Raw genomic sequence first — 13,767 nt, forward strand, 5'->3', positions numbered from 1 at the left:
GCCCACGACGCCGAGTTCCCCATCGACGTCTTCCAGACCGGCTCGGGCACCTCGTCCAACATGAACACCAACGAGGTCATCTCCACCCTGGCCACCCGCTCGCTCGGGCGTGACGTCCACCCCAACGACCACGTCAACTGCTCCCAGTCCAGCAACGACGTCTTCCCCTCCGCGATCCACATCGCCGCCACCCGGTCGCTGACCGAGGACCTGCTGCCCGCGCTGGAGCACCTGGCCGGGGCGCTGTCGGCCAAGTCGGCCGAGTTCGCCGACGTCGTGAAGAGCGGGCGCACCCACCTGATGGACGCCACCCCGGTCACCCTGGGCCAGGAGTTCGGCGGCTACGCCCGCCAGATCCGCCTCGGCGCGGAGCGGGTGCAGGCGGCGCTGCCCCGGGTGGCCGAGCTGCCGCTGGGCGGGACGGCCGTGGGCACCGGGATCAACACCCCCGCCGGCTTCGCCGCCCAGGTGATCCGCCGGATCGCCGACGCCTCCGGTCTGCCGCTGACCGAGGCCGCCGACCACTTCGAGGCCCAGGGCGCCCGCGACGCGCTGGTCGAGGCGTCGGGGGTGCTGCGGACCATCGCGGTCAGCCTGACCAAGATCGCCAACGACCTGCGCTGGATGGGGTCGGGCCCGCGCGCCGGCCTGGGCGAGATCGCGCTGCCGGACCTGCAGCCCGGGTCCTCGATCATGCCCGGCAAGGTGAACCCGGTGATGGCCGAGGCCACGCTGATGGTGTGCGCCCAGGTGATGGGCAACGACGCCACCGTGGGCATCGCCGGCGCGGCCGGCAACTTCGAGCTCAACGTGATGCTGCCGGTGATCGCCCGCAACCTGCTGGAGTCGATCCGGCTGCTGTCCTCGGTCAGCGTGCTGCTGGCCGACCGCTGCGTGGTGGGCATCACCGCCAACGCCGAGCACTGCCGCACGCTGGCGGAGTCCTCGCCCTCGATCGTCACGCCGCTGAACAAGTACATCGGCTACGAGAACGCCGCCGCGGTGGCCAAGACGGCGCTCAAGGAGGGCAAGACCATCCGCCAGGTGGTGATCGAGTCCGGCTTCGTCGAGCAGGGCCGGCTCACCGAGGAGCAGCTGGACAGCGCCCTGGACGTGCTCTCGATGACCCGCGCCCCGCAGGCCTGAGACCGGTGAGCGCGCCCTTCCACCCCGACGAGGACGGGGCGCTGGTCGCCTCGGCCACCGCCGGCTTCGCCCGCGCCCACGCCCGCCACGTCGAGCTCGTGGAGGATCCGCTGCACCTCCTCGCGCGCCGGCGGGACCCGCGTCGGCGGGTGGGGCTGGTCTCCGGCGGCGGCTCGGGCCACGAGCCGCTGCACGCCGGTTTCCTGGGCGTCGGGATGCTGGACGCCGTCGCGCCCGGCCAGGTCTTCGCCTCCCCGCACAACCGGCAGGTCTACGCGGCCAGCCGGGCCGCGGCGGGGCCCGACGGGGTGGTCCACGTGGTGAAGAACTACACCGGGGACCGCATCAACTTCGCCATCGCGGCCGAGCGGCTGCGGCTCGACGGGATCGAGGTGCGCCGGGTCCTCGTCGACGACGACGTCGCCACCGACTCCGAGGAGACGGCGACCGGCCGCCGCGGCACCGCGGCCACCGTGGTGGTCGAGAAGCTGCTCGGCGCCGCGGCGGACCGGGGGGCCGGGCTGGAGGAGCTGGCCGGGCTGGGGCAGGCGGTCGCGGCCGCCTCGCGCAGCCTGGCCGTGGCCTCCCGGGCGCAGACCGCCGGCGCCGGCGGCGGGCCGGCCTTCGAGCTCGCCGCCGACGAGCTGGAGTACGGGGTGGGCATCCACGGCGAGCGGGCGGCGACCACGATCCCCCGCCCGCCGCGGACCGAGCTGCTGCGGCGCATGCTCGACGACCTGCTGGCGGCGCTGCCGCCGTCCCGCGACGGCGACGGCGGTGTGCTGCTGGTGGTCAACGGGTTGGGGGGCACCACCTCGCTGGAGCTGTACTCGCTCTTCGACGAGGTGACCGCCCTGCTGGGCGCGGCCGGCGCCCCGGTGCACGGCTCGCTCGTCGGCACCTACGTCGCCGCGCTCGACATGGCGGGCTTCTCCCTCACGCTGACCCGCCTCGAGCCCGGCTGGTCGGAGCTGTGGCAGGCCCCCGCCGACACCCCCTCGCTCACCCGGCTGCCCGTCGACGACCCGGAGGTCACCCCATGACGTCGAACGACCACGCCGCCGCGCAGGGCGAGGCCCTGCTGCGCAGCTACGCGAGCGCGGTGGAGGACGCCCACGCCGACCTGACCCGGATGGACCGGCTGGCCGGCGACGGCGACTTCGGTGACAACCTCCGCGCCGGCATGCGTCTGGTGGTCCGGCGCCTGGACGCCGGGGCGGGCACGGCTGCCCTGCAGACGGCGGCCGACGTCTTCCTCGACGAGGTGGGCGGCACCAGCGGTCCGCTGTTCGGGCTGCTGTTCTCCGAGCTGGCGCGGGCCGCGGCCGCCCAGCCGGACCCCACCTCGGCCTGGCGCGAAGGGCTCGCGGCCGGGCTGTCGGCGATCCAGCGGGTCGGTGAGGCCGAGCCCGGCGACCGCACCCTGGTGGACGCCCTCGCCCCCGCCGTCGACGCGCTGGCGGGAGGCACCCTCGCCGACGCCGCCACCGCCGCGGTGGACGGCGCCCGCGCCACGGCCTCGCTGCGGGCGCGCCGGGGACGGGCGAGCTACGTGGGCGACCGGGGTGCGGGCGTGATGGATCCGGGCGCGGTGGCCGTGGCGGTCCTGCTGCTCGTGGCGGCACGCGAGCTCGAACCCGGCGCGGCCGGGCAGCTGATCGGCCCCGACGCCCTCACCGCGGGCTGAGCGGGCCCAGTACCGAGGGGGCCCGGTACCGAGGGGGCTCAGTACCAGTTGTGGGCCAGGTGGAAGGACCAGGCCTCGCAGGGGGTGCCGTAGACGTCCTCGATGTAGCCGAAGCCCCAGCGCAGCTGGGTGGCCGGGTTGGTCCGCCAGTCGTCGGCGACCGTGGCCATCTTCTCCGCCGGCAGCGCCTGCACCAGGCCGTAGGCGCCTGAGCTGGGGTTCTCGGCGCGGGGGTTCCAGCTCGACTCCTGGGTGATCAGCTCGTCGATGCAGCCCCACTGCTCGCCCGTCCAGCCGTACTCGTTCGCGGCCAGCTCGCGGGCGATGTCGCGGGGGTCGGTCAGGTCGAGGTCGTAGCCGGCGGCCTCCTCGGCGGCGCGCCGCTCCGCCGCGGCCCGCCGCGCCTCCGCGTCCAGCCGCTCGGCCTCGTCGCGCACCTGCTCGGCCAGCCCGCTCAGCGTCTGCTGCCGCTCCGCCGCCCGGGCGGTGAGCTCTGGGCCGGCCAGCTCCGGACGTCCGGCGTCGCGGGAGGGCCGGTCGTCCCCGGTGCGGCCCGGCGCCGGAGCCGGGGCCACGGTCGGGGCGGTGGCGGCCTCGGCGGGCGGGATGAGCTGCTCGGCCACCAGCTCGCGGACCACCCGCGGCACCGAGTCGGTCAGGGCGACCGCACCGACCGCCGGCAGCCCTGGTGGGGCCAGCAGCAGCACGGCGGCGGAGACAGCGGCAGCGGCGAGCAGGGGACGTCGGGGCGAGAGCATCGCGGACGAGCATCACACATGAGAATTCGCTGAGCAAACTCAGCAACTCCCCAGGCGTCCCCGCCCGCTCCTCCGGCGTCCCCCGCCGGCTCTCCCCCGCCTCCACAGCCGGTCCGGGCGCCTCACAGCCGCGGCAACGGCTGTGGACCCGCCCGGACGGCTGTGGAGGTCGGGAGGAGGGGGGCGCGGGTCAGAGCGTGGGGTCGCCCTCCAGCACCTCCGTCACGAGTGCGGCGATCGGCGACCGCTCGGAGCGGGTCAGGGTGATGTGGGCGAACAGCGGGTGGCCCTTGAGCTTCTCGACCACCGCGACCACGCCGTCGTGCCGCCCCACCCGCAGGTTGTCGCGCTGGGCGACGTCGTGGGTGAGCACGACCCGGGAGCCCTGCCCGATCCGGCTCAGCACGGTGAGGAGCACGTTGCGCTCCAGCGACTGGGCCTCGTCGACGATCACGAAGGCGTCGTGCAGCGAGCGCCCGCGGATGTGGGTGAGCGGCAGCACCTCCAGCAGGCCGCGGTCGAGCACCTCGTCGATCACCTCACGACCGGCCACCGCGCCGAGGGTGTCGAAGACCGCCTGCGCCCAGGGGGCCATCTTCTCGTGCTCGGTGCCGGGCAGGTAACCCAGGTCCTGCCCGCCCACCGCGTACAGCGGGCGGAACACGACCACCTTGGAGTGCTGGCGGCGCTCCAGCACCGCCTCCAGCCCGGCGCACAGGGCCAGCGCCGACTTGCCGGTACCGGCCCGGCCGCCCATCGACACGATCCCGATCGAGGGGTCCAGCAGCAGGTCGAGGGCGATGCGCTGCTCGGCGGAGCGGCCGTGGATGCCGAAGGCGTCACGGTCGGGCTTGACCAGCCGCAGCTGCTTGGTCGGCGTCACCCGCGCCAGCGCGGAGGTGCCGTTGCCGAGCACGACCACCCCGGTGTGGCAGGGCAGGTCGCGGGCCTCGTCGTGGTCGATCACCTGCTCGGCGTAGAGCGCGTCGATCTGCTGCGCGGTGGCCGGCAGCTCCGCCATCCCGGTCCAGCCGGACGCCGGCGCCAGCTCGGCGCGGTACTCCTCGGCCGCCAGGCCCACCGCCGAGGCCTTGACCCGCATCGGCAGGTCCTTCGACACCAGCACCACGTCGCGGCCCTCGGCGGCGAAGTTGAGCGCCACCGCGAGGATCCGCGAGTCGTTGTCCCCGAGTCGGAACCCCGCCGGCAGCACCTCGGGGTCGGTGTGGTTGAGCTCCACGTGCACGGTGCCCCCGCTCTCGGTGACCGGCACCGGCGCGTCCAGGCGCCCGTACCGGATCCGCAGGTCGTCGAGCTGCCGCAGCGCCGCACGGGCGAAGTAGCCCAGCTCGGGGTGGTGCCGCTTGGCCTCGAGCTCGGTGATCACCACCACGGGCAGCACCACGTCGTGCTCGGCGAAGCGCGACAGCGCCCGCGGGTCGCTGAGGAGGACGGAGGTGTCGATGACGTAGGTCTTGCGAGCCAGCTCGTGCGTCACTGTCGGTCCTTGTCCGGGGCCGCACGGCACCACCGCCGGCCCCACGTGTCACGTGGTCAGCCGGTGCCCTGCACGAGGCCGTCGAGACGGCCCGGTGGTGCCCATGTGCATGTGCCTCCGGTGGGCAGCTTCCCCACTGCCCTGAGGCGAACGTACGACCGTGGCGGCCCGCTCGGGGCTCAACACGCCGGGCGACGCACGAGCGTCACCCGATCCGTCACCCGGCGCTCACCCGGGAGTCGACCGCAGGTCGCGCCACCGCCAGCTCGACCGTGCGCGGCGTCATCACCACCATCACCAGCACCCCCAGCAGCGCGACCGCCGACAGCAGGTGGAAGGCCCACGGGTCGGCCAGCCCGCTGCTGATCAGCAGACCGGTGCCGAGCACCCCGGCCACCGCCCCCACCCGCCCCAGGCCGGTGACCAGCCCGTTGGCGGCCGTCCGGGTCTCCGGCGGGACGACGCGGGCGACGTAGGTCTGGATCAGCGCCTGGGTGCTGGCCACCACCGCCCCGGTCAGCAGCACGACCACCACCAGCTGCCACACCTCCGAGCCGGGCGAGCCGAGCAGCGCCAGGCCCACGGCGGCCAGGCCGAAGTAGAGCAGCACGGCCCGGCGTCCACCCAGCCGCTGGGACACGGCAGCGACGCCGAGCAGCCCCAGCGCGGCTCCCACGTTGAGCACCAGCAGCAGCTGCAGCGACGTGGCGCGGTCGTGCCCCGCCGCACGCATCAGCGTCGGCAGCCAGGTGTTGAGGCCGTGGACCAGGGCGAGGGCCATGAAGGAGGCGACGACGCTGGCCACGCCCACCCAGCGGTGCTGCCAGCTGACCAGCGCCCGGACCGAGGGCTCGTGGCCCCGCGCGGGCCGGGTCGAGCCGGCGGGGACGGGGCGCCAGAGCGCGAGCAGCGGCAGCAGCACCAGCCCGGCCACCCCGCCGAGGACGAAGAGCGGGCGCCAGTCCGGCAGCAGCACGAGCCCCAGCACGGCGGCCGCCACCGCGCCGGCGTGGTAGCCGGTGCTGACCCAGGCTCCGGCCCTGAGCCGGCGCACACCGCGCTCGGCCGCCACGCCCAGCACCACCGGCAGCCCCAGCCCGAGGCCGAGACCGCCCAGCAGCCGCAGCAGCACGAAGACGGTGACGTCCGGCGCGAGCGGGGTGAGCAGCAGACCCGCCGAGGAGGTCGCGACGGCGACGGCCAGGGTCTGCCGGCGTCCGTGGCGGGTCCCCGAGCGTGACTGCGCGGCGGCCCCGACCGCCATCCCCGCCACCGAGGCGGTGGCGGCCAGCGTGGCGGCCGCCGGGGTGAACCCCAGCACCCCGAAGCGGATCAGGCTGGGGATCGTCGCGCCGAGGACGACCAGGTGGTAGCCGGCGATGACGACCACCAGCCAGCACAGCAGCGGGCCGGCACGGCCCGGGGCCGTCGGGGAGGCCGCGACGCCGGGCGCGGGCAGCACCACGCGGGTGCCGCTCGGGGCGTCCTGGCCGTCCATCGTCCCTCCTCCGGGTCCGACAGCCATCCTCCCCAGCCAGTGCCCCGCGAGCAGCCCGCATCTCACTGCAGGCGGTCTCGTTCTGGTATCGATTCTGCGCGGCGGCCCGACGACCCCGCCGGACCACCTCCGTCAGCGGCCGAAGCGGCGTTCGCGGCGGGCGAAGGAGCGCAGCGCGCGGATGAAGTCGACCTTGCGGAAGTCGGGCCACAGGGCGTCGCAGAACCAGAACTCCGAGTGCGCCGACTGCCACATCAGGAACCCCGACAGCCGCTGCTCGCCGGAGGTGCGGATGATCAGGTCGGGGTCGGGCTGGCCGCGGGTGTAGAGGTGGCGACCGATCTCGTCGATCTCCAGGGTGCGCGAGAGCTCCTCGATCGAGGTGCCCTTGCGGGCGTGCTCGGCCAGCAGCGAGCGGAAGGCGTCACGCAGCTCGTGGCGCCCGCCGTAGGAGATGGCGATGTTGATGTGCATGCCGTCGATGTCGCAGGTGGCCCGGCCCGCCTCCCGGAGCCGCTCGGCGGTGAGCTCGGGCAGCAGGTCGAAGGCGCCGACCGCCTTGATCGGCCAGCGCCGGGCCTCGACGAGGTCGGCCACCATCTGCTCGATGACCTCCAGCAGCGGCTGCACCTCAGAGTCGGGGGTGCGGCCGAAGTTGTCGGTGGACAGCACCCAGAGGGTGACCACCCGGATGCCCGCCTCGTCGCACCACTCGACGAACTCCTTGAGCTTGCGGGCACCGGCCCGGTAGCCGGTCACCAGCGGCTCGCCGGGGGCGTTCAGCCGGGCCCAGCGACGGTTCCCGTCGGCCAGCACCGCGACGTGCTGGGGCAGCCGGGCGTGGTCCAGCTCGGCCATCAGGCGGTGCTCGTAGGTGCTGTACAGCAGTCCCGCGGGGTGCAGCCGGTCCAGCCACTCCCGCAGTCTGATCGCACGCGCCATGGAGGGCAGACTAGCGACCGCCCGTGGCGCGGGCCGTAGGCTGGTCACCGGTCGCGTCGCACCCGGCGCGACGGGCGGAGAGGACGTGTCGATGGCGAGCTGGTCGTCGTTCAAGGACCTGGCGACGGATCCCATCACCGGCGCGGCGCGGGAGGTCAAGCCGCGGCTGCGGGGCTGGCTGCACGCCGGGGTGACCCCGCTGGCGCTGGTGGCCGGGATCGTCCTGGTGGTGCTGGCGCCGACGGTCGAGGGCAAGATCGGCGGCGCGGTGTTCCTGGCCGCGTCCCTGCTGCTGTTCGGCACCAGCGGTCTCTACCACCGCTTCTACTGGGGCCCGGGCGCCGAGGCGATCCTGCGCCGGATGGACCACGCCAACATCTTCGTCTTCATCGCCGCCACCTACACCCCCATGGCGCTCACCATGCTGGAGGGCGGCTCGCGGGTGCTGCTGCTCAGCCTGGTGTGGGGCTCGGCCCTGTTCGGGCTGCTGTTCCGGGTGCTGTGGCTGCAGGCGCCCCGCTGGCTGTACACGGTCCTGTACATCGCCATGGGCTGGGCGGCGCTGGCCTGGCTGCCGCAGTTCCTCACCGCCGGTGGCCCGGTGGTGCTGACGCTCATCCTGGCCGGCGGGCTGCTGTACACCCTCGGCGCGGTGGTCTACGCCCGCAAGCGGCCCAACCCGTCACCGCGCTGGTTCGGCTTCCACGAGATCTTCCACGCCGCCACCATCGGCGCCTTCGGCTGCCACTACGCCGCCATCTCGATCGCCACCTACGGCAGCTGACCCCGGAAGCCCGTATGTCGTCCGGGTCACGGACGGCGTGCCGCGGCGTGTCGGGCTGTCCCGGCCCCACCGCGTACAGGTTCCCAGGGACGCTCCCCTGGCACCCCTCCGCCGTCCGCCGGCCGCATCACCCCGCGCCCCGCCGGCAGGCGCGAGGGCTCGCGGCAGCCGGCACGGCCGGCCGTCCCTGAGAACGTGTACGCCGTCCGTCCCAGACACCGCGGCACGCCGCGACACGCCGACCGTGACCGCGACGACATACACGCGGTCAGGGGAGGCGGTCGAGGGCGCGGCGCAGGTCGGGGGCGGACTCGACCAGCCGGCGGGTGTAGGGGTGCTGGGGCCGCTCCCACAGCTGCTCCGCCGGGCCGGTCTCGACGAGCTGGCCGTCCTGCATCACCGCCACCTGCTGGCACATGTGGCGCACCACCGCCAGGTCGTGCGAGACCAGCAGCAGGGTCAGCCCGTGGCGCTGCACCAGGTCGGTGAGCAGGTTGAGCACCTGCGCGCGGACCGACACGTCGAGGGCGCTGACCGGCTCGTCGGCCACCAGGATCTGCGGCCGGGGCGCCAGCGCGCGGGCGATCGAGATCCGCTGGCGCTGACCTCCGGAGAACTGGTGGGGGTAGCGCTCCGCCGCCTCGGCCGGCAGCCCCACCTCGGCCAGCACCTCGCGCACCCGCTCCCGGCGGCCGGGCAGCTTCTGGGCGACGAGCGGCTCGGCCACCACGTCACCCACCCGCATCCGGGGGTCCAGGCTGGAGCGGGGGTCCTGCAGCACCAGCTGCAGCGACCGGCGCAGGAACCCCAGCCGCCGCTCCGGGACCCCCGAGACGTCGCGGCCCAGCACCTGCACCCGCCCGGACGTCGGCGTGTCGAGGGCGGCGACGATCCGCAGCAGGGTGGACTTCCCGCTGCCGGACTCCCCCACCAGCCCGAACCGCTCACCGCGGCCCACCTCCAGGCTGACCCCGCGGAGCGCGCGCACGACCGGCGTCGGCCCGGTGAGCGACGTCCGCGGCCGGCGGTACTCCCGCACGACGTCCTGCACGCTGATCGCCGGCTCGTTCACGACCCACCCCCGCTCGTCGCCCAGCCGTCCTCGGCGGTGCCCTGCCAGGGCGGCGCCGGCTCGGTCAGCGGGGGCGGCGGCCCGGCGAGGAAGCGGTCCATGGTCAGCAGCCGGCCGTGCTCGTCGGTCCGGCCCAGGTCGGAGGCGGCCAGCAGCCCGCGGGTGTAGGGGTGCTGCGGCCTGGTCAGCACCCGCCGGGTCGGCCCGGCCTCCACCACCCGCCCGGCGTGCATCACCAGCACCCGCTCGCAGACGTCGGCCACCACCGCCAGGTCGTGGCTGATGAACAGGCAGCCGGCACCCCGCTCGGCCAGCCCGCGGCGGATCAGCTCCAGCACGCGTCCCTGCACGGTGACGTCCAGGGCGCTGGTCGGCTCGTCGCAGACCAGCAGCGCCGGGTCGCCGGCCAGCGCGATGGCGATCACCACCCGCTGCCGCTGCCCGCCCGACAGCTGGTGGGGGTAGGCGCGCGCCAGCGCCGGCGGGTCGGGCAGCCCGACGTCCGCCAGCGCCGCCACCGCGGCCTGCCAGGCGGACCGGCGGTCGGGGACGCGGCCGTGCACCTGCAGCACCTCCGCCACCTGCGGGCCGATCCGCATCGTCGGGTTGAGGGCGGTCATCGGCTCCTGGAAGACCATCGACACCTGCGCCCCCCGCAGCCGCGACAGCTCGGCCTCCGGGGCCCCCAGCAGCTCGCGGCCGGCCAGGCGGACCGAACCGCCCGCCCGCAGCCCCGGCGGCAGCAGCCCCATCAGCGCCAGCGCCGTCACCGACTTGCCCGAGCCAGACTCCCCGATCAGCCCCACCCGCTCGCCGCTGCGCACCGCGAACCGCAGGTCGCCCACCAGCGGCCGGCCCTCGGCCGCCACCGACAGCCCCTCCACCTCCAGCAGCGCAGCGCTCACCGGCGGGCCTCCAGCCGCGGGTCGAGCCGGTCCCGCAGCCCGTCGCCGAGCAGGTTGAACCCCAGCACGGCAGCCGCGACCGCCACCCCGGGCACCACGGCCAGCCGCGGGTCGGTGAACAGCAGCGACTGGCTCTCCTGCAGCATCCGCCCCCAGGAGGGCGTCGGCGGCGGGGTGCCGAAGCCGAGGAACGACAGCGCGGCCTCGGCCAGCACGGCGATCGCGAACGCCACCGACGCCTGCACGATCACCAGCCCGGCCACGTTGGGCAGCACGTGCCGCACCGCCACCCCCCAGGGACGCCGGCCCGCCGCCCGGGCGGCCAGCACGAAGTCGCTGCGCAGCACCTGCAGGCTGCCGGCCCGCACCACGCGGGCGAAGCTGGGCACGGTGGACACCCCGATGGCCACCATGGCCACCCCGGTGCCGGCGCCGAGCACGGCGGCGAGCATCACCGCCAGCAGCAGCGCCGGGAACGCCAGCAGCAGGTCGTTGGCGCGCATCAGCAGCTCCCCCAGCCACCGCGGCGCCATCGCCGCCAGCACCCCCAGCGGGACGCCGACCAGGGCGGCGATCCCCACCGCCACCAGCCCCACGTAGACGGTGGTGCGGGCGCCCACCATCAGCTGGCTGACCAGGTCGCGGCCGAAGCGGTCGGTCCCCAGCCAGTACGCCGGGGACGGTCCCTGCAGCCGGACGCGGGCGTCGACCAGGGTCGGGTCGTGCGGGGTCCACAGGAAGGAGAGCAGGGCCATCAGCACCACCAGCGCGACGAGCGCCCCGCCGACGAGCACCGCCGCCCCGCCCCGGCGGCTCCCCCGGCCGCTCACCGGGCCGTCCTCAGCCGCGGGTCGATGGCCAGGTAGAGCAGGTCGACGACGAAGTTGATCACCAGCACCGCGGCGACCAGCAGCATCACCACGTCCTGGATGACGACGAGGTCGCGGTTGGCCACGGCGTCCAGCAGCAGACTGCCCAGCCCGGGGACGACGAACACGCGCTCCACCACCACCGCGCCGACCAGCAGGGTGGCCAGCTGCAGCCCCAGGACGGTGACCACGGGCACGGCGGCGTTGCGCAGCCCGTGGCGGACCAGCGCCGGGCCCGGTCGCAGCCCCTTGGCCCGGGCGGTGCGCAGGTAGTCCTCGCCGAGCACCTCCAGCACCGCGCTGCGGACGTAGCGGGCCAGCACCGCGCCCTGCACCAGACCCAGCGAGGACGCCGGCAGCACCAGCTGGGAGAGGAAGCGACCCGGGTCCTGCGCCGGCGGCGTCCACCCGCTCGCGGGCAGCCAGCCCAGCCCCACCGCGAACACCGCCACCAGCAGGATCCCGGCCAGGAACGCCGGCACGGCGACCCCCAGCTGGGACACCGCCGACAGCAGCACCCCGAGCGGCGAGCGCGAGGTCAGCGCGGCCAGCGACCCGAGCGGGACGGCGACCAGCACCGCCACCACCATCCCCGCCCCCACCAGCCACAGCGTCACCTGGGCCCGGTCGAGCACCTGCGGGGCGATGGCGGCCCGGCTGATGTAGGACTCCCCCAGGTCGAGGGTGAGCAGCCCCCGCACCCACTCCAGGTACTGGGTGGGCAGCGGGCGGTCGAGCCCGAAGTCGCTGCGCAGCTGCTGGACCGCCGCCTCGGAGGCGTTCACCCCCAGCGCCACCCGGGCCGGGTCGCCGGGGAGCACGGCCATGAAGGCGAACACCACCAGCGAGCTGACCGCCAGGCTCGCGAGCAGGACCGCCAGCCGGGTCAGGACCCGCAGCAGCACCGCTCAGGACCTGCCGAGGGCGGAGAGGTCGAAGGACTCGCTCACCGCGTTCTGCGGCAGCCCGGTGATCCCCTGTTCGGCCACCACGAGGTTGGGCAGCAGGAACAGCCAGTCCGCGGCCGCGTCGTCGGCCAGCATCTCCGCGGCAAGCCGCAGCTGCTCGGTCTGCTCGGCCTCCGTGCCGGCGTCGGCGGCGTCGAGGTGCTCGACGAACTCCGGCTCGCCGTAGCGGGTGTAGTAGTCGGGGTCGCCGAAGACCGCGCGCAGGTCGCGGGGCTCGACGTGGGCGATGATCGACATGTCGTAGTCGGCGTCGGTGTAGACCGTCTGCAGCCAGGCGGCCGGGAACTCGAGGGTGTCCATCTGGACGTCGAGCCCGACCTGCTCCAGCTGGCTCTCCACCACCTGCCCGCAGGCGACCGCGTAGGGCAGGTTCGGCACCCGCAGCCGCAGCGTCGAGGAGGTGGCGTCGGTGCCCTCCAGCAGCTCCCGGGCGCGGTCGGGGTCGTAGGGGTAGCGCCCGGTCAGGTCGGTGTACCAGGGGTCCGAGGGCGGCACCATCGAGCCGATCAGCGTGCCGCGGCCGGCCCAGCAGGTGTCGACCAGCGCGCGGTGGTCGATGGCGTGCTTGATCGCCCGGCGGACGTCCAGGTCGTCCAGCGGGGCCCGGGACCGGTTGAACGACAGCACCACCTCCGCGGTCGTGGTGCCCTCGATCACCTGGAACCGCGGGTCGGAGGTGAACTGCTCGAGCGACTCCGGCGCCTGCACGGTGCCGATCACGTCGATGGTGCCCGACAGCAGGGCGTTGTTCAGGGCGGTGGGGTCGCGGAAGTAGCGCAGCACCACCTCGCCGAACTGCGGCGCGCTGCCCCAGTAGCCGTCGTTGCGCAGCAGCGTGATCGAGTCGCCGCGGTTCCAGCTGCCGAAGCGGTAGGGCCCGGTCCCCACCGGGTCGGTGCCGAGGGCGTCCACGCCGGTGCGGGAGAACATCGCCCCGATCCGGGTGGTCATCCGGTACAGCCAGTCGTTGGAGGGCCGCGACAGCTCGACCCGCAGGGTGGTGGGCGAGACGGCGGTCGCGGACTCGACCACGTCCATGGCCGCGGCCAGCGAGGTGGTCCACTCCGTCTGCACGCGCTCGATCGAGAAGACGGCGTCCTCGGCGGTGAAGGGGGCGCCGTCGGTGAAGGTGGCGCCCTCCACCAGCTCGAAGGTGTAGGTGCGCCGGTCCTCGCTGACCTCCCAGGAGCGGGCCAGCGACGGCACCAGCTCGCCCTCGCCGTCGACCTTCACCAGCGTCTCGTAGACGTTGTACAGCAGCGCCTGCGGGATGGCGGCCCCGTCGGTGGTGGTGAAGTCGAGGTTGGCCGGCTCGGCGACCAGCCCGACCGAGAGGGACGCCGTCTGCTCGCCCTGGTCGGCGGTGCCGGCCCCGGCGGAGCAGCCGGCGACGGCCAGCAGCCCGAGCAGCACGAGGGCGCCGACCAGCCGGCGCACCCCGCCACCACGGGGTCGGGAGCCGCTCACCCGCGGGTGGTGTCGTCGGGGTCGGGACTGGTCGGGCTCTGCGGCGACCAGTTGGCGTCCAACCGCTTCATCTGGCGCCGCATCCCCAGGTAGAGCAGGACGCAGGCGAGCGCCAGCACCAGCACCAGAACCAGCGGGCTCCAGTCCGGCGACAGCTCGATCTCCATGCAGGC

14 protein-coding genes are annotated in these 13,767 nt (G+C 74.7%); 4 read left to right on the plus strand and 10 right to left on the minus strand.

Annotated features, from left to right (window positions below; translation table 11 throughout):
• The 3 genes from GC722_RS09770 to GC722_RS09780 all read left to right on the plus strand — a co-directional run.
• The coding region (locus tag GC722_RS09770; protein WP_231747554.1) for a class II fumarate hydratase at positions 1-1,146 on the plus strand (1,146 nt) is incomplete at its 5' end.
• 5 nt (positions 1,147-1,151) lie between these two features.
• On the plus strand, positions 1,152-2,189 hold the full coding sequence (locus GC722_RS09775; RefSeq protein WP_197429944.1) for a dihydroxyacetone kinase subunit DhaK: 1,038 nt from the start codon (positions 1,152-1,154) through the stop codon (positions 2,187-2,189).
• Positions 2,186-2,833, plus strand: a complete 648-nt coding sequence (locus GC722_RS09780; protein ID WP_156609679.1) for a DAK2 domain-containing protein — start codon at positions 2,186-2,188, stop codon at positions 2,831-2,833. Before GC722_RS09775 ends, GC722_RS09780 begins: the two co-directional genes overlap by 4 nt.
• A gap of 38 nt (positions 2,834-2,871) precedes the next feature.
• Here GC722_RS09780 and GC722_RS09785 read toward each other — a convergent pair whose 3' ends face one another.
• The 4 genes from GC722_RS09785 to GC722_RS09800 form a co-directional block, all read right to left on the minus strand.
• The gene (locus tag GC722_RS09785; protein ID WP_156609680.1) at positions 2,872-3,591 is read right to left on the minus strand and encodes an aggregation-promoting factor C-terminal-like domain-containing protein; all 720 of its coding nucleotides are present in this window, start codon (positions 3,589-3,591) and stop codon (positions 2,872-2,874) included.
• Positions 3,592-3,781: 190 nt separating this feature from the next.
• Positions 3,782-5,089: a PhoH family protein gene (locus GC722_RS09790; RefSeq protein ID WP_331714625.1), complete on the minus strand. Its 1,308-nt coding sequence runs from the start codon at positions 5,087-5,089 to the stop codon at positions 3,782-3,784.
• A 217-nt stretch (positions 5,090-5,306) separates the two neighbouring features.
• Positions 5,307-6,587, minus strand: a complete 1,281-nt coding sequence (locus tag GC722_RS09795; protein WP_197429945.1) for an MFS transporter — start codon at positions 6,585-6,587, stop codon at positions 5,307-5,309.
• 132 nt (positions 6,588-6,719) lie between these two features.
• On the minus strand, positions 6,720-7,529 hold the full coding sequence (locus GC722_RS09800; protein WP_156609682.1) for an isoprenyl transferase: 810 nt from the start codon (positions 7,527-7,529) through the stop codon (positions 6,720-6,722).
• A gap of 91 nt (positions 7,530-7,620) precedes the next feature.
• On the opposite strand from GC722_RS09800, the gene trhA reads away from it, so the two are divergent.
• Positions 7,621-8,313: a PAQR family membrane homeostasis protein TrhA gene (trhA, locus tag GC722_RS09805; protein WP_156609683.1), complete on the plus strand. Its 693-nt coding sequence runs from the start codon at positions 7,621-7,623 to the stop codon at positions 8,311-8,313.
• A 268-nt stretch (positions 8,314-8,581) separates the two neighbouring features.
• On the opposite strand, the gene GC722_RS09810 is transcribed toward trhA, so the two are convergent.
• The 6 genes from GC722_RS09810 to GC722_RS09835 form a co-directional block, all read right to left on the minus strand.
• Positions 8,582-9,385, minus strand: coding sequence for an ATP-binding cassette domain-containing protein (locus tag GC722_RS09810; RefSeq protein ID WP_331714626.1), 804 nt, complete (start codon positions 9,383-9,385; stop codon positions 8,582-8,584).
• Positions 9,382-10,290, minus strand: coding sequence for an ABC transporter ATP-binding protein (locus GC722_RS09815; protein ID WP_331714627.1), 909 nt, complete (start codon positions 10,288-10,290; stop codon positions 9,382-9,384). Before GC722_RS09815 ends, GC722_RS09810 begins: the two co-directional genes overlap by 4 nt.
• A complete protein-coding gene (locus tag GC722_RS09820) occupies positions 10,287-11,045 on the minus strand; it encodes an ABC transporter permease (protein WP_156609914.1) in 759 nt (252 codons plus the stop codon). The genes GC722_RS09815 and GC722_RS09820 overlap by 4 nt, the downstream gene beginning before the upstream one ends.
• A gap of 71 nt (positions 11,046-11,116) precedes the next feature.
• Entirely contained in the window at positions 11,117-12,064 is a 948-nt protein-coding gene (locus tag GC722_RS09825; RefSeq protein WP_331714628.1) for an ABC transporter permease, read from the minus strand.
• Positions 12,065-12,067: 3 nt separating this feature from the next.
• Positions 12,068-13,594, minus strand: a complete 1,527-nt coding sequence (locus GC722_RS09830) for an ABC transporter substrate-binding protein (protein ID WP_331714629.1) — start codon at positions 13,592-13,594, stop codon at positions 12,068-12,070.
• A complete protein-coding gene (locus GC722_RS09835; RefSeq protein ID WP_156609685.1) occupies positions 13,591-13,761 on the minus strand; it encodes a hypothetical protein in 171 nt (56 codons plus the stop codon). Before GC722_RS09835 ends, GC722_RS09830 begins: the two co-directional genes overlap by 4 nt.
• Positions 13,762-13,767 lie beyond the last annotated feature (6 nt).

The organism is Auraticoccus cholistanensis (assembly GCF_009742705.1).
GTDB classification, from domain to species: Bacteria; Actinomycetota; Actinomycetes; order Propionibacteriales; family Propionibacteriaceae; genus Auraticoccus; species Auraticoccus cholistanensis.

Excerpts from the sequence above, each read along its gene's own strand:
- GC722_RS09835 (WP_156609685.1), bottom strand. The coding sequence starts at position 13,761 with ATGGAGATCGAGCTGTCGCCGGACTGGAGCCCGCTGGTTCTGGTGCTG.
- GC722_RS09785 (WP_156609680.1), bottom strand. The coding sequence starts at position 3,591 with ATGCTCTCGCCCCGACGTCCCCTGCTCGCCGCTGCCGCTGTCTCCGCC.
- GC722_RS09780 (WP_156609679.1), top strand. The coding sequence starts at position 2,186 with ATGACGTCGAACGACCACGCCGCCGCGCAGGGCGAGGCCCTGCTGCGC.
- GC722_RS09795 (WP_197429945.1), bottom strand. The coding sequence starts at position 6,587 with ATGGACGGCCAGGACGCCCCGAGCGGCACCCGCGTGGTGCTGCCCGCG.
- trhA (WP_156609683.1), top strand. The coding sequence starts at position 7,621 with ATGGCGAGCTGGTCGTCGTTCAAGGACCTGGCGACGGATCCCATCACC.
- GC722_RS09820 (WP_156609914.1), bottom strand. The coding sequence starts at position 11,045 with ATGGCCCTGCTCTCCTTCCTGTGGACCCCGCACGACCCGACCCTGGTC.
- GC722_RS09800 (WP_156609682.1), bottom strand. The coding sequence starts at position 7,529 with ATGGCGCGTGCGATCAGACTGCGGGAGTGGCTGGACCGGCTGCACCCC.